A 21,705-nucleotide genomic window follows, 5' to 3' on the forward strand; every position below is an offset into this window, starting at 1 on the left:
TGGGCAGAAAGTGGGCAAAGTCATCTAATTACACTTTGCTCACTTGATTACACCCCTATTAAATCAACGATCTTGAAGAATCGTTTGAATTTTTGTCACCATTAAGTCAATCGCCACATGGTTTTGGCCGCCTTCTGGGATGATGATGTCAGCGTATCGCTTTGTCGGTTCAATGAATTGATTATGCATGGGTCTGACAACAGATACATACTGTTCAATCACAGAATCGATTGAACGGCCTCTTTCTTTCGTATCGCGTAAAATGCGGCGAATGATGCGAAGATCTGCATCTGTATCGACATACAGTTTAATATCCATTAAGTCTCTTAGACGTTCGTCTTCTAGTGCAAAGATGCCTTCAACAATGATAACATCCTTTGGTTCAACATGGACAGTCTCTTCTGAACGTGTGTTGAGCTTGAAATCATATATTGGTTTTTCAATGGATTCGTACTTTAAGAGCTGTTCCAAATGCTCAAACATCAGGTCATTGTCGAATGCGAGCGGATGATCATAGTTCGTAAGCAGACGCTCTTCAAATGGCATATGACTTTGATTTTTGTAATATAAATCTTGCTGAAGCATGAGGATGGAATGTCCTTTAAATTTTTCATAGATTGAATTGGTGACGCTCGTTTTACCTGAACCCGAGCCGCCAGCAATCCCAATGACAACTGGTTTACTCCTCATGTGCCTGTTATTTCCCCTTTCTCATCATGTTGCTTGGGTATACTTTTTGATCTAGCTTGAATTTGACGATTTGTAGCGGATGACGAGCAGCATCTAGTTCATTTCCTTTTTCATCCCAAATCGTCTCAATTTTGCATGTGAAATTCTCAATTTCTGGTCCGAAAAATTCGACTTCGTCACCAGCTTTAAAGAAGTTACGCTGCTGCAATGTGACGATTTGTTCTTTTTCATCATAATGAAGAACGAGACCTGCGAAATCAAAAGTCGTTTTCTTTCCATGAATGCCAAACATTTGCTCATCCGTTCCTGGTACACCTTCAAAAAAGGCTGGTGCTGTGTCACGGTTTGCACATTTATCTAATTCATCTAACCATTCCTGCTCAATGACAAAATTGTCCGGGTCCGCACAATAGGCGTCGATGACTTTGCGATACACACTCACGACAGTTGCCACATAATGAATTGATTTCATTCGCCCTTCGATTTTCAAGCTGTCAATTCCCATTTCGATCATTTGAGGAATGGATTCGACAAGCTTTAAGTCTTTTGGACTCATCGCAAATGATGCGTCTTCCTCTCCAAATAATGGCGCTTCCTCAGAACCTTCTAGTTTATAAAGATCATAATCCCAGCGGCAGGACTGGCAGCAGCCCCCGCGGTTAGAATCTCTTGCCGTCATATGGTTACTGAGCACGCAGCGGCCAGAGTAAGCAATACACATCGCACCGTGAATGAACGTTTCAATTTCAATATCGACCTTTTCTTTCATTTCTCTAATTTCAAGCGCACTTGTCTCGCGAGCCAGCACCACACGCTCAAGCCCTTCTTCTTTCCAAAACTGAACAGCTTTCCAGTTCGAAAGAGATTGCTGTGTGCTTAAATGGACTTCAAGCTTCGGTGCGACACGTTTACACGTTTCAATGATCAGCGGGTCAGCCACAATAATGCCCGCTACTCCAGCGCCTTCAATCCCTTGAAGGTATTCCTCCAGCCCGTCCATGTTTTCGTTGTGGGCAAAGATATTCGTTGTCACATAGATTCGTGCACCGTATTTTTTTGCAAATGCAACACCTTCAGCCATTTCCTCAATTGAAAAGTTATCGGCATTTGAACGAAGTCCAAATTCTTTTCCGCCTATAAAGACAGCGTCTGCTCCGTAATGTACAGCAATTTTCAGCTTTTCCAAGTTTCCTGCTGGTGCAAGCAGTTCTGGTTTTTTTGTAATGACACGTTTCCCGTCAATCATTTCAGAAATACCATCTTTCAATAGTGCCATTTCCTCTGCCTCCTCTTCTATTAATAAACCGTTTCTTTAAAGAAGAACCCTGTATCAATTGAACGATTCACTGGCTGAATCTCTTCAATCCGCTTCACCCAGTCCTCTTTCTGATCTTCATACGCGTCTTTGTCAGTCGCTAATAAATCAATTGCTTTTCTATATAGAGACGTCACCTCTGTCATATAAGAAAGTGACTTTAAAATTCCGTCAATTTTAAATGAGTCAATGCCTGCATCAACAAATTCCTCTAATTCATCAATCATACACACATCATTTGGACTCATAATATGAGTGCCGTTTGCATCCTCGAAAATAGGGTATTTGTTTTGACGCTCTTGATCATGAAGGAATAGTCCTTCCTCCATATTTCTGCCTTCGACGTCCATTTGTTTGCCCTGATATTCAAAGTAGTTGCCAATGAGCGTACGTTTTGATTGGAACATACATGTCATGCCATGGACTTGAATTTCGATTTCCACCTCGGCATTTTCTTTGATGTCTATGACACTGTCCATATTCAGTTCTTTGGCAAGAACAGCACGCGTTGCACCTTTTCTGCCCCAGTAGTTACAAGTGTAGTAGTTTGTCCCAGTCGTTTCTGTACTCCAGTGGAGATTCAGGCTTACCCCTGCTTCTTTGGCGGCCATGATCACAGCTGGGTCTCCAAAGACGACGCCGTCTACGTTTAATGCGTCGAGAAAGGTTAAGTAATCTCCAAGCAGCTGCACACGATCATTATGAAAAATCGCATTCATCGCCACATACACTTTTTTGTGCTGCGCATGTGCAAGCAGAGCCGTCTGTTTCACATCTTCTCTTGAAAACTCGCCTGCAAGACGAATACCGTATGTTTGTTCGCCTATTAAGAATGCATCAGCTCCCGCCTCGATTAATGGCAGTACATCTGACACCTTGCTTGGCGTCACAAGCAATTCTGGTTTTTTCATGATTGGTCACCTCTTTTTGTACTAATGGCGATCCCGTCTCCCACTGGAATAATGCACGTTTGGAAATCGGGGTTTGACATAAGCCATTGATTGTATCGATCAATTTTTCCAATTAATTGTTTTTTTCTTTTATCTTCTATTTCTTCTTCATAGTTCGTTGCCACTAAGCCTTTAAATAATACGTTGTCTGTAATAATCATTCCGTCATGAGCAAGCATCGGTTCAAACAGCTCAAAAAAACGTTTGTACTGCCCTTTTGCGGCATCAATAAAGATCACATCATAGGGCGCCATCGTTTGGACTGTTTTAGCCGATTCCATGGCATCACCAAAGAACACGTGTATTCTTTCTTTTAACTTTAATTCCTCAATGTTCCGTGTCGCTTCTTCATAGCGTTTCGCATTTCGCTCAATCGTAAAAATTTCAGCAGCTGGTAGAGCTGTCGCCATTCGAATGGCGGAGTAGCCTATCGCTGTCCCAACCTCAAGAATTTTCTTCGGCTTCTTCATCGACAGCAGCTGCAGTAAAAGTTCAATGCTCACCTTTTCCATAATTGGCACATGATGCTCTTTTGCATATGCCTCTAATTGAGCGATTGCATCAGGACTTGGGTGAATTAAATGTTCAATATAATCATTCATTTGATCATCTTCGATAGTCATTATTTGTCTAGCTCCTTCATGACCTGAAAAAGAAGAGTCCTGCCTGTTGCAGCTCTCTTTCTCGTCAATCTTTCGTTCATCTAAGTAAAACAACCCGATATATTTTACCACAAAGAAGTGGTAATTGCGAACCTATAAAATGGATATTCCAACGAAAAAAACTGCAGGCAATCTTGTATTGTCTACAGTCTTTTTCGATTCACATGTACATTAATTGCTGCCTGTGATGTATTTGGCTTTCGCTTTGTTGTGCTCATTTAACGTTTTTGTAAAGACGACTTCTCCATCTTTCTTCGCAAGGAAGTACACATAATCTGTTTTATCTGGATGCAGTGCGGCTTTCCATGAAGATTCGCCAGCATTTGCAATAGGTCCAGGCGGCAGTCCCTTGTTGTTATACGTATTATAAGGCGATTTCACCTTAAGGTCTTTGTAATAAACACGGGATTTATGCTCACCTAGTGCATAGAGAACGGTTGGATCGGTTTGAAGCGGCATGTCCTTTTTCAACCGGTTATAAAAAACACTGGAGATTTTTGCACGATCCGTCTTTTCCGTTGCTTCCATTTCAATCAGTGATGCCATCGTTAACACATCATGTATGGACATGTTTCTCTTTTTCATGTCTTTTTCATACGTTTTCACGTATTGATCTGTTTGTTTAATCATTGTTTCAATGATCGTTTCGAGTGATTCATCCTCACGATAAAATGGATACGTCGCAGGGAATAAATAACCTTCTAACGGATGTTTCACCTGTTTGCCATTTACCTGTGAAGTCACCGTTTTCGGATATTTTTTCATTAACGTTTGAATAAACGCTGGATCATCTAGCTTCGCTTCCACTTCCTTCGCTGAAAAATTCGTCTGGTTTGCAATAACTGCCGCAATATCAGACAGCTGTTTTCCTTCTGGAATCACAAGCTGAAAGGCGTAGTCTGTCCCTCCAGATGTCAGCTTTTGAATCAGCGTGTCTGCGTCCATCGTTTGTTTCAAATGAAAGTATCCTGCTTTAAAGCCGGACGCATTTTTGTATTTTGCATAATAAGTAAAAATCGTGTCATTCGAAATGAGCCCATTTGCTTTTAAAATGCCCGCAATCTCACGGACTGATGTCCCATTAGGAATATGAATATTAATCGTTTGTTTGCTTTTTTGATCGACCGGTCCAAGTGCTGATTTAACATATAAAAAGCCTGATAATGCTGCAATGATGATGACAGCAAGGACAGATAACAGGACGATCCCCATTTTCCTTTTGAAAAATGGTCGTTTCTTTTGTTCTGAAAACATGCATGGCCCTCCTCACATCTAGCTTTTATAGTACATGATTCGACGGAGTTCGGCAATTACTTGCTCATGCATGTCATGACAGAACTTGACATAATACGGCTAAACCAACGCCGCCACCGCTCCCAATAGCAGCTATGACATAGCTTCCAATCGGTAAGGTGCGCGCTTCGTAAAATAGTCTCACCATCATCGCAGCGCCCGATGCGCTATATGGATGCCCAAGACAAAGTGCACCGCCTCTTTTATTGATTCGGTAATAAGGAATATCCAGCGTACGAGCAATCAGCGCTATTTTCAGAGCAAAAGCTTCATTGATTTCAAACAGTGCGACATCCTCTGCCTTGATTTTCTCTTGATCTAGAAGTTTCTTCATCGCATCAATCGGCGCAGCAGCTGGAAAATCGGGATGCATCGCCGCCACAGCACTTCCGGCATATCGCAGCATTGGCTGAAATCCATTCGCCTCCGCTAGCGCTCTTTCCATCACAACGACCGCTGCTGCACCATCTGCTTCTTTGCAGCTATTGGCGGCAGTCACAGATCCTTTTCCCGGTGAAAATATAGGCTTTGCCCGCTGGATCAGTTTCGCCATCGGCCTTATTTTCGCAGCCGCTTCATCTATGCTCAGTCCGTCAATCGAAACGATTTCTTCAGAATATGTACCACGTTTGATTGCGTCTATACTTCTTTCCCAGCTTAAAAGTGCATAGTCATCTTGTTCTTTTCTTGTGACGGAAAATCTAGAAGCCGTTAGCTCTGCTGCTTCTCCCATAGACGGATCTCCTATCCATTCCGGAGAAAAGCGTGCTCTTTCTTTCATTGGTGATCTGGATATGCTCTCAGTCCCGCCAGCGATATACATTGAGCCTTCCCCTGATCGAACCATGACGCAAGCTGTTCGGATTGCTTCTAGACCAGAGGCACACTGCCTATCAACCGTCATACCGGGCACTCCTAAAGAAAGCCCTGCTTCTAATGAAGACAGACGGGCCATATTTCCGCCGCCTCCTACAACATTTCCTAATATGATGTCGTCCGGTGTCATCCCTTTAGACAAATACTGAATAAGAGGCGCGGCTAATTGCTCTGGACGATAATCCTTCAGCATCCCGTTTTTATCACCGAAGGGTGTCCGTTTTGCTTGTACGATTACTGCTTGCATGACATCTGCTCCTCTGCCCACTTTTTCATGCTGGCACGTGCTATTTTTCCGCCGGATGTTTCAATTATTTGATCAATGACAAGCCATTTTTTAGGCACCTTGTAGGCCGCAAGTTTTTCTTTGACAGCTTGCCGAACCGTCTTTGTGTGCTGTCCTTGTTCAATAATGGCAACAGGGATTTCACCCCAATATGGGTCAGGAACGCCAACTACAACCGATCGCTTCACCTCTGGCTGTTCATTTAGCACACGCTCAATTTCCTCTGGAAAAATATTCAGCCCTCCATAGACGATCATGCCATTTTCACGGCCGCTCATATACAAATAGCCGTCTTCATCCAGCCAGCCCATATCATAAACGGTTATCCACTCTTCCGGCGGTTTCACTTCATGTAAGTAGCCTGCAAAAGACATCGGGCTCTTCACATAAATTCTTCCTGTCTCATTTGGCTGGCAGACAGTTTGATCAGCTCGCCTCACTTCAATTTGAATGGGAGAGAAAGGCCGTCCGACAGAAGAAGGCTTTTGTAGAAAGTCATTTGAAGATAAGTAGGAAACAAAGCTTAGCTCTGATGTGCCGTAAAAATCAAAAAATGTCACATGCGGATAGTTGGTCACGAGTTGTTTCTTTGAAGGAATGCCCCAATCTGCTCCAGATGATATGACAAGAAGCGAATTGTCTCTCGCAAAAGCGTCTATTTCCAGCAACGATTCTGTCATTGTCGGGACAGTATACATCACAGTAATGTCTCCTGTCTGTAAGGTTTTTTTCGCTTTCACTGGCGTAAATTTTTCTAAAAGCGTCACTGTGCCGCCAAAGTATAATGTACTGATGGCACCATATAAAAAGTGAGAGGATAAGAGTGTGCCTGCTATCAGAACATGATCTTGATGAGTGATTCCAAATGTACCGGCTGTCGTTCGAAAGCTTTCGATCCATGACTGCTGACGCCTGATAAAGGCCTTAGGCGAACCCGTTGAGCCTGACGTAAATCCCATATAAAAGATAGGGTCGATCTCGCTGTCGCATTTGTTAAATGGACCTTGTGTGATGAGGCTCATTTTTTCCTTCCATTCAGATAAAGAAAGAACCTGCATGTATTCGCTGTACTTTTCAAATCTATTTAAATATCGATCCTCGATAATGACGAGAGCTGCCTCACTTAACAAAAGCTTTTCAACACATTCCTCACGGCTCCATCTCGTATCAAGCGGGATAGCTGTCCACCCTGCAGAAGCAGCGCCAGCAAATATTTGGAGAAAAGAAGCACCATTTGATAATAAAAAAGCGACTCTTTTTTGCTCATGAGCCGTTTGTTGTAACCATTGCGCTGATAGCCGGACACGCTCATACCAATCTTGATAAGTGATCCTTTCTTGTCCATCAATGATGGCGATATGATCTGGGTTCATTTCTGCATGTGATGCATAGCATTCCGTTATTCTATTCAAACTGCACGCCTCCCTTTATGCACATCCCTTTTTCGATATGACATGGCCGAAATGATTTTCACCGTGAGAACGGCACATATGCCCGCTTTGATGAAATCACCTGGAATATAAATCAGACTAAGAAGAGCTGCCTGAGTGACCTTGATATCCATCATCATCGCTTGAAAAGGAATGCCGCATACATACAAAATTCCGATACTGCATACCGCAAAGATCATAAAAAGACGCAGAGCGGTCACTTTTTTTAGTCGGTTGATCCACAAACTAATCATGAAGGCAGCCACTGGATAGGCAAGTAAAAATCCACCGCTTGGTCCAAAAAAGACCCCTATTCCGCCTCTCCCACCTGACAAAAGGGGTGCCCCAGCTGCCACAACCAAAAGAAACAGAAGTAAACTGATCAGTGCCTGTTTTGGCTTTAACAGACCCCCAGCAAGCAAAAGACCTGCCGTTTGCAATGTGATGGGTACAGGTGTAAACGTAAGTAAAATCGGCGGGATCAATCCTAACATCCCGATAACCGCAGTCATTAGCGCCATTTGCATCATGTCTTGGATTTTCAATATTTCATGCCCCTCACTCAATTTGTTGTTAAAAATAGAGTAAAAGGTACAGCTCTTTATGTCAACTTAAAATAAACAAAAGTTAACATAATGATTGTAAAAAAAGACCTGTGAAGAAAGATCACTAAGATCCGTTCACAGGCCTTTTATTCGTTCTATTCTTCGTCTTCTTCTTGATCTAAGAACGTATTTAACGTTTCTTCAATCATGTCCCACTCTTCATCCGTTTCAATAGGCTCTAGCTCGCCATCTTCACCGTTTTCGTTCGGCGTGAAGCTTGATGCATGAATTTCAATTTCTTCATTGTCTTGCTCAGAAATTGGGTAGTAAAGAACATATGATTTGTTAAAATGGTCGCTTTCAAAAGTAAATAGTACTTCGCAAAGCTGTTCATTTCCATTATCATCAACGATTGTAATTTGCTTTTCTCCGTGTTCCATTTGATTCACCTCATTTTAATTTAAGCTGTCTAAGTACCCTTGCAGGATCATAACAGCCGCCATTTTATCAATGACTTTTTTACGCTTTTGTCTGCTCACATCTGCAGAGATGAGCATTTTTTCCGCTGCCATTGTCGACAGGCGCTCGTCCCAAAGCACAACAGGAACATTGTACGTGTTTTCTAACACTTTCGCAAATGATTGGCTGGCTTCGCCTCTAGGACCGACCGTACCGTTCATATTTTTTGGAAAACCAAGTACAATTTTATCCGTTCCATATTGCGAGACGATCTCGGACAGGCGGCTGAGACCGAAGTCTCCGCCTGCTTCATCAATTTTAATTGTTTCAATCCCTTGCGCTGTCCAGCCCATTTCATCACTGATCGCAACACCAAGGGTTTTCGTGCCTAAATCTAAGCCTAAAATTCTCATGTTTTACGCCTCTTTATGTGTCTCTAAGTACGATTTAACCAATTCCTCAATTAATTCGTCTCGTTCTAGTTTACGAATTAGGTTGCGAGCATCCTGATGTCTTGGAATATAAGCAGGGTCGCCTGACAGCAAGTATCCGACAATTTGATTGATCGGGTTGTATCCTTTTTCTTGGAGTGCGTCATGTACTTTAATGAGCACTTCATTCACATTGGTTTCAGCTGAATCATCAGAGAAGTTAAACTTCATTGTCTTATCAAATGAACTCACTGCTTCTTGCACCTCTCTTCCAACATTCTACTAGCAAGCTTTTTCTAACCGCTCATCTAATACCATTATTCTACACTACATCGCCTGATTATAAAACGGATTTGACAGATTCTTCGACAATTGCCAGTGCTTCTTCTAGCTTTTCCGGTTGTTTTCCGCCTGCTTGTGCCATGTCTGGGCGTCCGCCTCCGCCTCCGCCGCAGATTTCAGCTGCCTGTTTCACAAGTTTCCCTGCATGCAGACCTTTTTCGATGACGTCTTTTGTCACTCCTGCTGAAATGTTTACTTTTCCGTTTTGAACGGCTCCGAGCACAATGACAGCTGATCCTAATTTGGCTTTTAAGTCATCAACCATTGTTCTTAAATGGTTCATGTCTTTCGCGTTTACTTTTTCAGTTAACACTTTTACTCCGCCGATTTCTGTCACTTTCTCTAAAATAGAGCCTGCTTCAGCCTGGCTTAATTTTGCAAGAAGAGATTCGTTTTCTCTTTGAACCTCTTTTAAATCTGCCTGCAATGAAGCGATACGTTTTGGTACATCCTTCGTATTTGACTTCAGCTCACTCGCTGCCTGCTCTAAAATCGTCAGCTGGTCATTTAATTCTTCGTATGCTCCTTTACCAGTCACCGCCTCAATCCGGCGTGTTCCAGCACCAATACCCGATTCAGATGCAATTTTAAACAACCCGATTTCCGCAGTATTTTGCACATGACAGCCGCCGCATAGCTCGATGCTGTAATCGCCTACTTGGACAACTCGGACAATATCACCATACTTCTCGCCAAAGAGCGCCATTGCACCCATTTCTTTTGCATCAGCAATCGGCTTCAGGTCAATAGCAACAGAGATGCCTTCCCAGATCTTTTCGTTCACGATTTTTTCAATCTGTGACAATTCTTCTTTTGTGACTTGTCCAAAGTGAGAGAAGTCAAAGCGAAGTCTATTTTCATTCACCAATGATCCTGCCTGGTTCACGTGGCTGCCCAAAACGTCTTTTAGCGCCTGATGCAAAAGATGTGTCGCTGTATGGTTTTTCACAATGCCTTTTCGAAGAGCTGATTCCACTTCCGCAGTGACTTCAAGTCCTTTTTTGGCTGTACCGCTTACGACTACTCCTTCATGAACATGCTGACCATTTGGCGCCTTTTTCACATCTTTGATGTCAATGTTCACTTCAGCGCTTTTCAATGTCCCTTTATCAGCCACTTGTCCGCCGCTTTCCGCATAGAAAGGTGTTTCATCTAACAAAATTTGTACTATATCGCCTTCATGTGCTTCTGTAACAATTTCACCATTTTGAAGCAATTCGACAATATGGGCATCTGCCGTTAGATTTTCGTAGCCAACAAATGTGCTTTCTACTTTAATATCTCCTAAAGCGCCACCTTGAACCTGCATACTGCCGACATCTTGTCTCGCATTTCTTGCACGTTCACGTTGCTTCTCCATCTCAGCCTGGAAGCCTTCTCGATCCACTGTCATGTTCTCATCTTCTGCGTATTCTTCTGTGAGCTCGACAGGGAATCCATACGTGTCATACAGCTTAAATACATCTTCACCTGAAATCTGTGTGCTGCCTTTGTCTCTTTCTTTTTTGATGACTTCTGACAAAATAGCTAAGCCTTCGTTCAGTGTTTCATGGAAGCGTTCTTCTTCATTCTTGATGACTTTCGCAATAAATTCTTCTTTCGCTTGTACATCTGGGTAGAAATCCTTCATGATTTCCGCCACAACTGGAACTAGGTCAAACATAAACGGGCGATGGATGTGAATGGTTTTTGCATAACGCACGGCACGGCGAAGCAAACGTCTTAACACATACCCGCGGCCTTCATTGGAAGGAAGCGCTCCATCACTTACAGCAAAGGCAACCGTCCGGATGTGGTCCGCAATGACTTTGAATGCTGTATCCTTTTCCTTTGTCTCGCCATAGTTTTCTCCAGAAATGGTCTCAACTGCACGAATAATTGGCATGAATAGATCTGTATCAAAATTCGTTGGCACGTTTTGAATGACAGATACCATTCGTTCAAGACCCATCCCTGTATCAATGTTTTTCTTCGGCAGCGGCGTGTATGACCCATCTGGATTATGGTTAAATTCAGAGAACACTAGGTTCCACACTTCTAGATAACGCTCATTTTCTCCACCAGGATATAATTCTGGATCGTTCATGTCGTCACCGTACGATTCACCGCGGTCATAGAAAATTTCTGTATTCGGTCCACTTGGGCCCTCGCCAATATCCCAGAAGTTGCCTTCAAGGCGAATAATACGTTCTTCAGGTACACCGATTTTATCTCTCCATAGAACATACGCTTCTTCGTCCTCTGGATGGACAGTGACAGATAACAAATTCGGGTCAAAACCAATCCACTCGTCACTTGTGAGGAATTCCCACGCCCATTCGATCGCTTCTTCTTTAAAATAATCACCAATAGAGAAGTTGCCGAGCATTTCAAAGAACGTATGATGGCGTGCCGTTTTTCCTACGTTTTCAATATCATTTGTACGAATCGATTTTTGCGCGTTGCAAATACGCGGATTTTCAGGTACGACGCGGCCATCAAAGTATTTCTTTAATGTTGCCACGCCGCTGTTGATCCACAAAAGTGTCGGATCATCATGCGGTACGAGTGATGCACTCGGTTCTACAGCATGTCCTTTTTCTTTAAAAAAGTCTAAAAACATTTGGCGTACTTGAGCTGAAGTTAAAGTTTTCATTCAAAAAATCCTCCCTTATCATTCATCAATCTCCACACAAACGAAAAAACATCCCGCCCTATGCAAGCACAAAACGACTTACACAGGGACGAGATGCTCTCGCGGTACCACCCTGATTATAGACCTATTCCGTCTATCACCTTCACATCCGATAACGCCGGAAGAGAGCGGCAGTGTTTATCTGCACTCGGGACTAGCTTCCGTTAAAGGTCTGATAAGGCTTTTCTCAGCAAAATAAAGCCTCTCTCTGCAACAGCTTTTTAACGTACTCGGGTCCGTCATTGAATTCAGTATGTAGTATGAATCGAAATTATTATAGACAACTCGGCTTCTCTTGTCAATGAACGCTTCGTCTCATGAGGATATATTGCACAATGATCACTCTGATGATAGCGGCAGTTGGTACGGCTAAAATCATGCCTATTAAACCAAATAACTCTCCTCCTGCTAGCAAGACAAGCATAATGACGACAGGATGCATATGAAGACTTCTTCCTACGATGATCGGGCTAAGGACGTTGCTTTCTAAAAATTGCAGCACCGCTACTGTAATCAGCACAATAATAACCGATTTAACCGAGATGGTAAACGCAATAAAGACAGCGGGAACCGCACCGATAATCGGTCCAAAATACGGAATGACATTCGTTGCGCCAATCAGCATACCTAGGACAAGCGGATACGGGATATGAAACAGCCAAAGCACAATGGCTGCTGCACCTCCAATTAATGAACAGACAAGCAGCTGCCCTCTAATATAATTACCAAGCGATTCATCAACTGCCTTCACAAACGCATGTCCCCTCTTCCGAAATGATGGCGGCGTCAAATACCATGCAGCCCGCTTCATCGTATTCATGTCCTTCACCATATAAAAAACAAGAAAAGGAATGAGCGCTGCAACTAATGCGTAATCAAGTAATACTTTACAGCTAAGAATCATTCGCTCCGCGCCGTTAGCTGCATATGTCTCCGATTGAACAATTAAGCGATCCAAGCGGTCGTGAAGTCCGTCGGGCCAATGGTTTGTATGATGATGAATATGTGATAAAGCGCCATTATACGTTTCCGCAAGTACAGGAATTTGTTCTGACAGCTCATTTAACTGCTTGATCATGACAGGCGCTCCTTTATAAACCGCAAGCCCAATCCCGCCAAAAAACAGTACATAAATCAATAAGAGACTAACAGTCCTTGGCAAGCCCCCCGCGTGCAATTTTTCCACTATCGGATAAAGCAGATAAGAAATAAAAATGGCAATGAGCAGCGGAATTAGAACCGCCTTTAACAACAAAAAAATAGGCATCCATAACTCGTCGAGCTGCAGTAAAATGAGCAAGGATGCAAGGACAAGCAGGACCCCTGCGGCATATATCAGAAATTGGATCGGACGTTTCTTCACCTTTTTCACCTCTTTTCTTATTGTTTATCCATCTTCTGTAATTATCCATGTAAATAAAATTTGTCCTAACTTTGTTAAAAATGAATACACATGAAACATACAGCTCCATCCAAAGTCACTAAAATGTCTACACTGAATATTCCATCATGTACAAGAGGAGGTTCTTCATGATCACATTCGAAGAAGTCAACAAGCATTATGGCCAGTTCCATGTACTGAAAGACATTAACCTACATATTCAAAAAGGTGAGGTTGTCGTGATCATCGGCCCTTCAGGATCAGGTAAAAGCACGATGCTCAGATGCATCAATCGTCTTGAAAGCATTGATGAGGGAAAGGTACTCGTCAACGAAGTGCCTGTTCAGCATCCGAAGACCAACATCAATCTTGTCAGGCAAAATATTGGGATGGTGTTTCAGCATTTTCACCTCTACCCGCATAAAACGGTGCTTGAAAACATTATGCTTGCCCCAATGAAGGTGAAAAAGGTGAGCAAGGAAGAAGCAAGGGAAACAGCCGAATTTTATTTACATAAAGTCGGCATTCCTGATAAAGCTGACGCCTACCCTTCAAGACTCTCAGGCGGACAGCAGCAGCGTGTTGCGATTGCAAGAGGGCTTGCGATGAAGCCAGAGGTCATGCTGTTCGACGAACCGACATCGGCTCTTGACCCAGAGATGATCGGAGAGGTACTAGATGTGATGAAGCAGCTCGCCCGAGAAGGAATGACCATGGTTGTCGTCACACATGAGATGGGATTTGCCAGAGAGGTCGCCGACCGTATTGTCTTTATTGATGAAGGCAGAGTTCTTGAAGAGTCAACACCGGCTGCATTTTATGAGAAACCGCGTGAGAAACGCGCTCAGCTCTTTTTAAGCCGTATTTTAAATCACTAGGGGGAATGATTTGATGAAAAAAATGAAACGCTTTGGCCTACTACTCTTTATGACTTGCTGTATTGCTGCATTGGCTGCTTGCGGATCTGCTGAAAAAGGCTCGACTGATGCAAAAAAAGGAAGCTCTTTAGAAACCATTCAGAAAGACAAAAAAATCATATTCGGGGTCAAGAATGATACACGTCTCTTCGGTCTAAAAAATCCTAGCAACGGAGATATCGAAGGGTTTGATATCGATATTGCAAAAGCCATCGCAAAGGAAATGCTCGGTGATGAAGGAAAAGCAGAATTCAAAGAAGTGACATCAAAAACGAGAATTCCTTTACTGCAAAAAGGAGATATTCATGCGATCGTCGCAACTATGACGATTACCGAAGAGCGTAAAAAAGAAGTCAATTTCTCAGATGTTTACTTTGAAGCAGGACAATCATTGCTTGTGAAAAAAGGAAGCGACATTCAATCGATTGATGATCTTAAAAAAGGGACGAAAGTGCTTGCAGTGAAAGGATCTACTTCTTCTCAAAATATCCGCGAAAAAGCACCTGAAGCGTCTGTATTAGAATTTGAGAACTATCAGGAGGCTTTTACAGCTTTAAAATCAAACCAAGGGCAAGTGCTGACAACCGATAATGCGATCTTATTTGGTATGGCAGATGAGGATTCAAATTACGAAGTCGTCGGCGGCACCTTTACAGATGAGCCTTATGGTATTGCTGTGAAAAAAGGTGATCAGAAATTAACAGCTGCGATCAATAAAGCCCTAAAAACCTTAAAAGACAATGGAGAGTATGACAAGATTCATCAAAAATGGATCAAAGAATGACCGTTTGACGTGTGAAGAATGATTCTCTCAGGGTGAGCCGCTCATTGGCTCACCTGTTGATCAGGAAGGAAGTGAACTGATTGCTACGGTTTTCCATTCTTATTGAAAATTTTCAGCTTTATATAGAAGGCTTTAAATATACCATTGGTGCAAGTGTCATTGCTTTGATTGGAAGCTTTTTGATCGGTACACTCATTGCCATTATGAGAATTGCGCCACTTAGGCCGCTCAACTGGTTAGGAACGGCTTACGTGGAGTTTGTTCGGAATATTCCGTTATTATTGATTACATTTGTCTTCTTCTTTGGATTACCCGTGCTTGGCATTGTAGCAGATGGCTTCACCGCTGGCACAATTGCCCTTGCCATTTATACCTCTGCCTTTATTGCTGAAGCCATTCGCGCAGGGATACAAGCTGTACCGCTTGGACAAATGGAAGCAGCGCGTGCTTCAGGTCTATCCTATGGCGGGACGATGCGGTATATCATTCTGCCGCAAGCGATTAAAATTGTCATTCCCCCTCTTGGGAATCAATTTATTAATCTTGTCAAAAACTCCTCTATTTTAGGTGTCATTGCAGGGTTTGATCTCATGTATCAAGGAGACCTCATCGCTTCTAGAACATTTGTGACATTTGATGTCTACATCTTTGTTGCCATGTTCTATCTACTATTAACGATTCCGCTCAGTTTAGGCGTTGGTTATTTAGAAAAAAGATTAGCAAGAAGCCACTAGAAAGGAGGAAACATCATGGATTTTCTAGGTGCCTACCAGCCTGATCATCTCGCCTTTTTACTTGAAGGATTTGCTGTCACCTTAAAAGTGGCTTTTATCTCCATCATTTTGAGCTTTCTCATTGGATTAGTCATTGGCACATTGCGGTTCGCTCAGATTCCGGTTTTATCAAAGATACTTGCAGTCGTCGTCGAAACCATTCGAAACCTGCCGCTCTTATTGATCATCTTTTTCACATATTTTGCACTGCCCGAAATCGGCATTAAGCTGAGCATTACAGCCTCGGCTATTGCAGCTTTAACCGTATTTGAATCAGCGATGCTGTCAGAAATTATTCGAAGCGGTTTAAAATCAATTGATAAGGGGCAGATCGAAGCAGCTAGGTCTTCTGGTTTAACCTATATCCAAACGTTAAAAATGATTATTATGCCGCAGGCTTTACGCCGTATGGTACCGCCAATTGTTAGTCAGTTCATCTCTCTTTTAAAAGATACGTCACTAGCTGTTGTCATTGCCCTTCCAGAGCTATTGCATCACGCTCAAATATTAAACGGTCAGAGCCAATCTTACTTACTGCCCATTTTCCTATTAGCAGCGATGATGTATTTTGTCGTCAATTTCAGCTTATCATTACTCGCGCGCCGATTAGAATATAGGCAGGCATAAAAAAAAAAGGACATCCGCTTTTGGCTTTTGGCGGATGTCTTTTTGTTTACATCATTCTCATAACGCGTTTTCTTAGCTTTTTCATATCCCGCTTTGATGGCATATCATATCGGCTTGCAAAGTGATATGCGAGTGCACCTGCACCAAGCGTTAATAGTGAAGAAGTCATTTTGCCCATTCGAAATTCCCCCTTAACACTTATAGTTGAATTGAACGTTCATCATCACTAAACAGATCATCTAAGCTGCTTAGTGTTCCGTCTTCTTCCACTTGGTGTGTAGATATTTTGCCTTTTGACAGCGTCAATTCAATAAAACAGCCCCAGCAATAATATTGATTGACCCCAATTTTTCCGATGTCTTTACATTTGCAATTTGGGCAAATGAGCATAATCAGCACCTCTTTACGTTCGGTTTAGAACAAGTGCTTCCTTTTGAACGTTGATCAAGGTTCCGGCAGCCTGAAGCTGTTTTCGAATCCCTGATAGCTCTGTAAAGAAGCCGTCCGAGAGTTCATATGCTACGATTGTGCCCGAATTTGTGCAAAAGTATACATCTTCCAAAATGCCTAAATTTTCACCATCAGGCGACTGCATCATTTTCTTTTTCAATTTCGAAAATAAGAAGGATGGGGCGGAGGAATCCATGCCTATTCCCTCCTGGCAGCTCACATATAAGCCTTTGTCTGTCAGCTGATCCCCAGCCGAGAATGGAACGAGTGCACAGTCTTTCTTTTTCCCATCTAACACATATCCTCCGCAGCTGCCTCCGGCTAATAAGCAAATATCTTTTATCGAACCAAGTGAATGAGACGTTTCACCTGTATAGATTGACATTCCTTCAAGCTCTCGACATGTTCTCAAAATGTGCTCAACCACCTTTTGCGGAACAGTCTTATCGTGTGCGTTTACTGCAAGACTCATACGAAGAAATGGCTTCCATGAACGAAATATGAGGATTTCTTTTCATGCTAAAAAAGGCTCCCATCTGGAAGCCTTTTATTCATGCATAAAATCAAATGGAGTGATTCCCTCCATACCGATATTTGCATCATGCACGCTAAACGGCAGTTCTTTTTGAAGTGCTGCAAGTTCCGCATCCATAACCTCTTCGGTTTGCACGAGCCGCATCGTTAAGGACGTTTGTCTGAGCGAATCCTCATTGTTTTTCACGCCCCACTCCAGTGCTGATTCCTCGCCGCACAGAATTAAAAACTTTTTACTTCGTGTAATGGCTGTGTACAGCAGATTTCGCCGAAGCATTCTGTAGTAGCTTCTCACGACTGGAAGCACAACGATGGGGAATTCACTGCCTTGTGATTTGTGGATGGAGCAGCAATAGGCATGTGTAAATTGATGAAAATCCTTTTTTGTAAAGGTGATTTCATTCCCATCAAAGGAGATCACAGCCATGTCTTCTTTTTCCGTGTTTTCTTTCGCATAAAAAATCGAGACAATTTCGCCAATATCACCGTTAAAAATATTGTTCTCCGGCTGGTTCACAAGCTGAAGCACTTTATCACCGGTCCGGTACACCACATCACCAAACGGGATTTCTCTGCCTTTTGGTTTTTTAGGATTTAAAATGTGCTGCAGCATTTTATTGAGCTCATTAATGCCTGCTTTTCCTTTATACATGGGCGCAAGCACTTGAATGTCTTTAGCTGAATAGCCTTTTTGAGCAGCATTGCTGACGACTTTCTCAATCACTTCTTTCATTTGATCAACTGAGCATTTTATGAAAGATCGATCCTTTGAACGTGCGGTAATATCCTTTGGCAGGACGCCATTTTTCATATCATGTGCAAGCTCAACAATGCTGGAGCCGTCTGCCTGACGGTAAATATCTGTCAGGGTAACAGCTGGCACAGCTTGTGATGCAAGCAAGTCTCTTAACACTTGGCCTGGTCCGACAGACGGAAGCTGATGTTCATCCCCCACCATGATCACTTGGATATGATCAGGAATGGCCTTAAACAAGTGATTCGCAAGCCAAATATCTAGCATGCTTGATTCATCAATAATGACAAGCTTTCCTTCAATCGGCTGTTCTTCATCATGCGAGAATCCCTCTGACCCATTCCAACCAAGCAGCCGGTGAATCGTCACAGCTGGAAGCCCTGTTGATTCTGTCATTCGTTTAGCTGCTCGTCCAGTTGGCGCCGCAAGCACAAATGGAAAGGATTCATCTTTTTTGTAATCACTCGGATCAAGAGATACACCGTGAAGATCGCTGTAAAGCTCAACAATCCCTTTAATGACTGTTGTCTTCCCAGTCCCAGGTCCGCCTGTTAAAAGCAGCATTGGGGACATGAGCGCCTTTTGAATCGCTTCTTTTTGTGTCGGTGCATACTGGACGCCCAGCCGTTCCTCTAGCTCACCAAGGGCTAGAAGGAATTCTGATTCAGGGAATTGGTCTGCATATTCCGTTTGGGAGACGATTTTTTGTATACGTTTGGCGACACTTTGCTCGGCATAAAATAAGGACGGATGATAGCAGCGCTCATCTTCAATGATCATCTCTTTCCCTTCGCCAAGTGCAATGATCTGATTGGCGACGTCCATTTCCGTCACTTTGTACTCATTGCCTGTCTGATTGAGCAGTTTTCGGGTTTCGACGATCAAATCCTTTGTTTGTATGTACGTATGACCGTCCTGAAGGCTGGCTGTCTCCACTGTATAAAGCAAGGCTGCACGGATTCGCTCTGGATCATTTCCTGAGATACCGGTTCTAGCGCCAAGCTCATCCGCCTTAATAAATCCGATTCCTTCGACATCCTTGACGAGCTGATAAGGGTTTTCTTCAATCTTCTGCAGCGTCTCACTCTCGTACACTTGGTATATCTTCATGCTGAGCTGCGGACCAAAGCCGTATTGATTCAGGCTGATCATAATTTGTTCCAATCCTTGATGCTCCTGGAGCGCTGCGGCCAGCTTATCTGCCTTCTTTTTTGATAAGCGCGGAACGTCATACAAAACCGCTGGGTCACGCATTATTTTATGAAGCGTCTGACTGCCAAGCTGCCCTACAATTTCTTCCGCCGTCTTTTTGCCTATCCCCTCAAATAAATCACTTGAAAGATAATGGATGATTCCTTGCTTTGTTGTCGGTACTTCCTTTTGAAAATGAGTTGCCTGAAACTGTTCACCAAATTTCGGGTGGCTTGTGACTTTGCCATAGAAGGTGTAAGTTTCTTCCTCATGAAGTGCTGGGAAGTAGCCTGTGACAGATGCTGTTTTTTCCTCTAAGTTTTCCGATGTTTCAATGACTTTCACCTTTAACACCGAGTATAAATTACTTTCATTATGGAAAATAACGGCTTGAACTGTCCCCTTTAAAAATGGTTCGTCCTCAAGCTTCATTTGATCTGGATGTTCCTGCACAGGTCTTCCCTCCTTCCGTCTATTCTGCCTCTTGAATTAGCTTTTGCGCATGTAGTGCCAGCATATGGTCAGGCTGCACGTCAATCGCTTTTCCTAGCATCTCAAGTGCTTCGTCTTTTTTCTCTAAGTATGCATACGCAACCCCTAAATTATAAAAGGCATCTGCATGCTGCGGATCACGCGCGATCACCTCGGTAAAGGTCGTCACCGCTTCTTCCAGCAATTGTTCATTGGCTAAGCACATGCCAAATTGGAACCTTGCTTCATTATCATCTTCATTCAGTTCGATGGCACGCTGAAGATAAGGCATCGCAAGCTTCGGCTGCTCTAATTTGATGAGCGTTTGCCCCAGCATATAAAATAAATCACTATTTTCCATCCCAGCTTGAAGTGCTTGTTCAAAATAGTCTTTTGCTTTCATAAAGTCTTCTTTTAATGTGTAGACATTTCCTGCCCCGTAATAGGCTGCAGCTGCGGCGTGATCAAGTTCTATTGCTTTTTGAAAGAAGTTTAACGCACGTTCAAATTCATTGATGCTTGAAAGCAAGTTCGCAAAGTTAATATATGGAACCGGGTCTTTCGGGCTTTCTTCAATGGCTTTCGTAAAAGCTTCTGCTGCTTTTTCGATGTTCCCTTGATTTAAGGCTTCTATGCCGATTTCGTTATGATTCATTCGCTCTCTCATCCTTTCATTAAAAAACCTCAACAGCGACGTTGAGGTTTTGAAAACATGTTACACATACGACAGCTTTTGGCCGTCCTTAAAGACATCGTCAATTGTTCCGCCACCGAGACATTCGTCGCCATCATAAAAGACAACCGCTTGTCCTGGTGTGACAGCACGAACAGGTTCATCAAAGATGACCATCGCTTCTTGCTCACCTGTCATTTTCACCTTCACATGGTGATCTTCTTGACGGTATCTGAATTTAGCTGTGCAGATTAATTCACCGTTTTCACCGACAATATGAGGACGAGTCCAGCTAATATTGACGGCTGAAATACTTTCAGAATATAAAAGTGGATTGTGGAAACCTTGTTCGACAAACAGAATATTTTGTTCCAAGTCTTTTCCAACGACAAACCAAGGATCACCGCTGCCGCCAATGCCAAGACCTTGGCGCTGACCGATCGTGTAATACATCAATCCATCATGCTCCCCTTTGACTTCTCCGTCCATCGTCTGCATCACGCCAGGCTGTGCAGGCAAATATTGACTAAGGAACGTTTTAAAGTTTCTTTCTCCAATAAAGCAAATACCCGTTGAATCTTTTTTCGTTGCTGTTGCGAGCTCTGCTTCTTTTGCCAATTCACGAACCCTTTTTTTCTCTAGATCACCGATTGGGAACATGACTTTATCAAGCTGTTCCTGAGTCAGCTGATTTAAGAAATACGTTTGGTCTTTGTTGGCATCAAGACCTCTTAGCATTTTAACTTCATCGCCAGTTCTGTCGACGCGCGCATAGTGACCTGTTGCTAAATAATCCGCACCGAGTGACAATGCGTGCTCAAGGAACGCTTTGAACTTAATTTCTTTGTTGCACATGACATCTGGGTTTGGCGTTCTGCCCGCTTTATATTCATCAAGGAAATATTGAAACACTTTGTCCCAATATTGCTTCTCGAAATTCACTGCATAATAAGGGATTCCAATTTGGTTGCATACGCGGATGACATCCTCATAGTCCTCCGTTGCTGTACATACACCATTTTCATCTGTGTCATCCCAGTTTTTCATAAATATGCCGATTACATCATAGCCTTGCTCCTTTAACATAAGAGCAGCAACTGATGAATCGACTCCTCCGGACATACCGACCACAACTCTTGTGTCTTCTGGTCTTTTTGTCATCTTCATCAACTCCATTTTCAATGAAACAGCATGTGC

23 protein-coding genes and 1 other annotated feature are annotated in these 21,705 nt (G+C 42.9%); of the genes, 4 read left to right on the forward strand and 19 right to left on the reverse strand.

Annotated elements, in window-relative coordinates; translation table 11 throughout:
• Positions 1 to 63: 63 nt before the first annotated feature.
• From udk to NSQ36_RS12455, 13 genes are all read right to left on the reverse strand, one after another.
• Positions 64 to 690 carry a uridine kinase gene (udk, locus tag NSQ36_RS12395; RefSeq protein WP_003216283.1) on the reverse strand — a complete coding sequence of 209 codons (627 nt, stop codon included), beginning with the start codon at positions 688 to 690 and terminating at the stop codon, positions 64 to 66.
• A gap of 7 nt (positions 691 to 697) precedes the next feature.
• Positions 698 to 1,966 carry a U32 family peptidase gene (locus NSQ36_RS12400; RefSeq protein ID WP_106035309.1) on the reverse strand — a complete coding sequence of 423 codons (1,269 nt, stop codon included), beginning with the start codon at positions 1,964 to 1,966 and terminating at the stop codon, positions 698 to 700.
• A 20-nt stretch (positions 1,967 to 1,986) separates the two neighbouring features.
• Positions 1,987 to 2,916 (reverse strand): peptidase U32 family protein, encoded by a 930-nt coding sequence (locus NSQ36_RS12405; RefSeq protein ID WP_212046157.1) that lies wholly within the window; start codon positions 2,914 to 2,916, stop codon positions 1,987 to 1,989.
• A complete protein-coding gene (locus NSQ36_RS12410) occupies positions 2,913 to 3,578 on the reverse strand; it encodes an O-methyltransferase (protein ID WP_003216230.1) in 666 nt (221 codons plus the stop codon). Before NSQ36_RS12410 ends, NSQ36_RS12405 begins: the two co-directional genes overlap by 4 nt.
• Before the next feature lie 210 nt (positions 3,579 to 3,788).
• On the reverse strand, positions 3,789 to 4,871 hold the full coding sequence (gene mltG / locus NSQ36_RS12415; protein WP_339205867.1) for an endolytic transglycosylase MltG: 1,083 nt from the start codon (positions 4,869 to 4,871) through the stop codon (positions 3,789 to 3,791).
• 73 nt (positions 4,872 to 4,944) lie between these two features.
• A complete protein-coding gene (locus NSQ36_RS12420; protein WP_339205869.1) occupies positions 4,945 to 6,033 on the reverse strand; it encodes an acetyl-CoA C-acyltransferase in 1,089 nt (362 codons plus the stop codon).
• Entirely contained in the window at positions 6,021 to 7,484 is a 1,464-nt protein-coding gene (locus NSQ36_RS12425; RefSeq protein WP_212046159.1) for an acyl-CoA synthetase, read from the reverse strand. Before NSQ36_RS12425 ends, NSQ36_RS12420 begins: the two co-directional genes overlap by 13 nt.
• The gene (locus tag NSQ36_RS12430) at positions 7,481 to 8,047 is read right to left on the reverse strand and encodes a biotin transporter BioY (protein WP_212046160.1); all 567 of its coding nucleotides are present in this window, start codon (positions 8,045 to 8,047) and stop codon (positions 7,481 to 7,483) included. Before NSQ36_RS12430 ends, NSQ36_RS12425 begins: the two co-directional genes overlap by 4 nt.
• Positions 8,048 to 8,202: 155 nt before the next feature.
• Positions 8,203 to 8,487, reverse strand: a complete 285-nt coding sequence (locus tag NSQ36_RS12435; RefSeq protein ID WP_003216483.1) for a DUF1292 domain-containing protein — start codon at positions 8,485 to 8,487, stop codon at positions 8,203 to 8,205.
• A 15-nt stretch (positions 8,488 to 8,502) separates the two neighbouring features.
• Positions 8,503 to 8,919, reverse strand: a complete 417-nt coding sequence (gene ruvX, locus NSQ36_RS12440) for a Holliday junction resolvase RuvX (protein WP_003216519.1) — start codon at positions 8,917 to 8,919, stop codon at positions 8,503 to 8,505.
• Between the two features lie 3 nt (positions 8,920 to 8,922).
• Positions 8,923 to 9,189, reverse strand: coding sequence for an IreB family regulatory phosphoprotein (locus tag NSQ36_RS12445; RefSeq protein ID WP_034620648.1), 267 nt, complete (start codon positions 9,187 to 9,189; stop codon positions 8,923 to 8,925).
• An 88-nt stretch (positions 9,190 to 9,277) separates the two neighbouring features.
• Positions 9,278 to 11,914 (reverse strand): alanine--tRNA ligase, encoded by a 2,637-nt coding sequence (alaS, locus tag NSQ36_RS12450; RefSeq protein ID WP_339205872.1) that lies wholly within the window; start codon positions 11,912 to 11,914, stop codon positions 9,278 to 9,280.
• Between the two features lie 81 nt (positions 11,915 to 11,995).
• Positions 11,996 to 12,205 (reverse strand) — a binding site (T-box leader).
• A 46-nt stretch (positions 12,206 to 12,251) separates the two neighbouring features.
• On the reverse strand, positions 12,252 to 13,316 hold the full coding sequence (locus tag NSQ36_RS12455; RefSeq protein WP_106035307.1) for an AI-2E family transporter: 1,065 nt from the start codon (positions 13,314 to 13,316) through the stop codon (positions 12,252 to 12,254).
• A 167-nt stretch (positions 13,317 to 13,483) separates the two neighbouring features.
• On the opposite strand from NSQ36_RS12455, the gene NSQ36_RS12460 reads away from it, so the two are divergent.
• The 4 genes from NSQ36_RS12460 to NSQ36_RS12475 all read left to right on the forward strand — a co-directional run bounded on the left by NSQ36_RS12460 (position 13,484) and on the right by NSQ36_RS12475 (position 16,435).
• Positions 13,484 to 14,212 (forward strand): amino acid ABC transporter ATP-binding protein, encoded by a 729-nt coding sequence (locus NSQ36_RS12460; RefSeq protein ID WP_050943677.1) that lies wholly within the window; start codon positions 13,484 to 13,486, stop codon positions 14,210 to 14,212.
• A 13-nt stretch (positions 14,213 to 14,225) separates the two neighbouring features.
• The gene (locus NSQ36_RS12465; protein ID WP_251190265.1) at positions 14,226 to 15,035 is read left to right on the forward strand and encodes a transporter substrate-binding domain-containing protein; all 810 of its coding nucleotides are present in this window, start codon (positions 14,226 to 14,228) and stop codon (positions 15,033 to 15,035) included.
• An 80-nt stretch (positions 15,036 to 15,115) separates the two neighbouring features.
• Complete coding sequence (locus tag NSQ36_RS12470; protein WP_310426390.1) at positions 15,116 to 15,769, forward strand: amino acid ABC transporter permease; 654 nt, start codon at positions 15,116 to 15,118, stop codon at positions 15,767 to 15,769.
• 15 nt (positions 15,770 to 15,784) lie between these two features.
• A complete protein-coding gene (locus tag NSQ36_RS12475; protein WP_003216394.1) occupies positions 15,785 to 16,435 on the forward strand; it encodes an amino acid ABC transporter permease in 651 nt (216 codons plus the stop codon).
• A 46-nt stretch (positions 16,436 to 16,481) separates the two neighbouring features.
• Here the strand turns inward: NSQ36_RS12475 and NSQ36_RS12480 are convergent, their stop codons facing one another.
• The 6 genes from NSQ36_RS12480 to mnmA all read right to left on the reverse strand — a co-directional run bounded on the left by NSQ36_RS12480 (position 16,482) and on the right by mnmA (position 21,669).
• Positions 16,482 to 16,613 (reverse strand): YrzQ family protein, encoded by a 132-nt coding sequence (locus tag NSQ36_RS12480; protein WP_003216198.1) that lies wholly within the window; start codon positions 16,611 to 16,613, stop codon positions 16,482 to 16,484.
• A 20-nt stretch (positions 16,614 to 16,633) separates the two neighbouring features.
• The gene (locus tag NSQ36_RS12485; protein WP_003216308.1) at positions 16,634 to 16,825 is read right to left on the reverse strand and encodes a hypothetical protein; all 192 of its coding nucleotides are present in this window, start codon (positions 16,823 to 16,825) and stop codon (positions 16,634 to 16,636) included.
• Positions 16,826 to 16,838: 13 nt separating this feature from the next.
• A complete protein-coding gene (locus NSQ36_RS12490; RefSeq protein WP_003216813.1) occupies positions 16,839 to 17,357 on the reverse strand; it encodes a hypothetical protein in 519 nt (172 codons plus the stop codon).
• Positions 17,358 to 17,432: 75 nt separating this feature from the next.
• Positions 17,433 to 19,817: an ATP-dependent RecD-like DNA helicase gene (locus NSQ36_RS12495; RefSeq protein ID WP_003216666.1), complete on the reverse strand. Its 2,385-nt coding sequence runs from the start codon at positions 19,815 to 19,817 to the stop codon at positions 17,433 to 17,435.
• A gap of 19 nt (positions 19,818 to 19,836) precedes the next feature.
• The gene (locus tag NSQ36_RS12500) at positions 19,837 to 20,490 is read right to left on the reverse strand and encodes a tetratricopeptide repeat protein (protein WP_003216571.1); all 654 of its coding nucleotides are present in this window, start codon (positions 20,488 to 20,490) and stop codon (positions 19,837 to 19,839) included.
• A 60-nt stretch (positions 20,491 to 20,550) separates the two neighbouring features.
• Positions 20,551 to 21,669: a tRNA 2-thiouridine(34) synthase MnmA gene (gene mnmA, locus NSQ36_RS12505; RefSeq protein WP_050943674.1), complete on the reverse strand. Its 1,119-nt coding sequence runs from the start codon at positions 21,667 to 21,669 to the stop codon at positions 20,551 to 20,553.
• Between the last annotated feature and the right edge of the window lie 36 nt (positions 21,670 to 21,705).

Origin of the sequence: Bacillus sp. FSL W8-1143 (genome assembly GCF_037965155.1) — a bacterium.
Lineage (GTDB): Bacteria > Bacillota > Bacilli > Bacillales > Bacillaceae > Bacillus > Bacillus pumilus.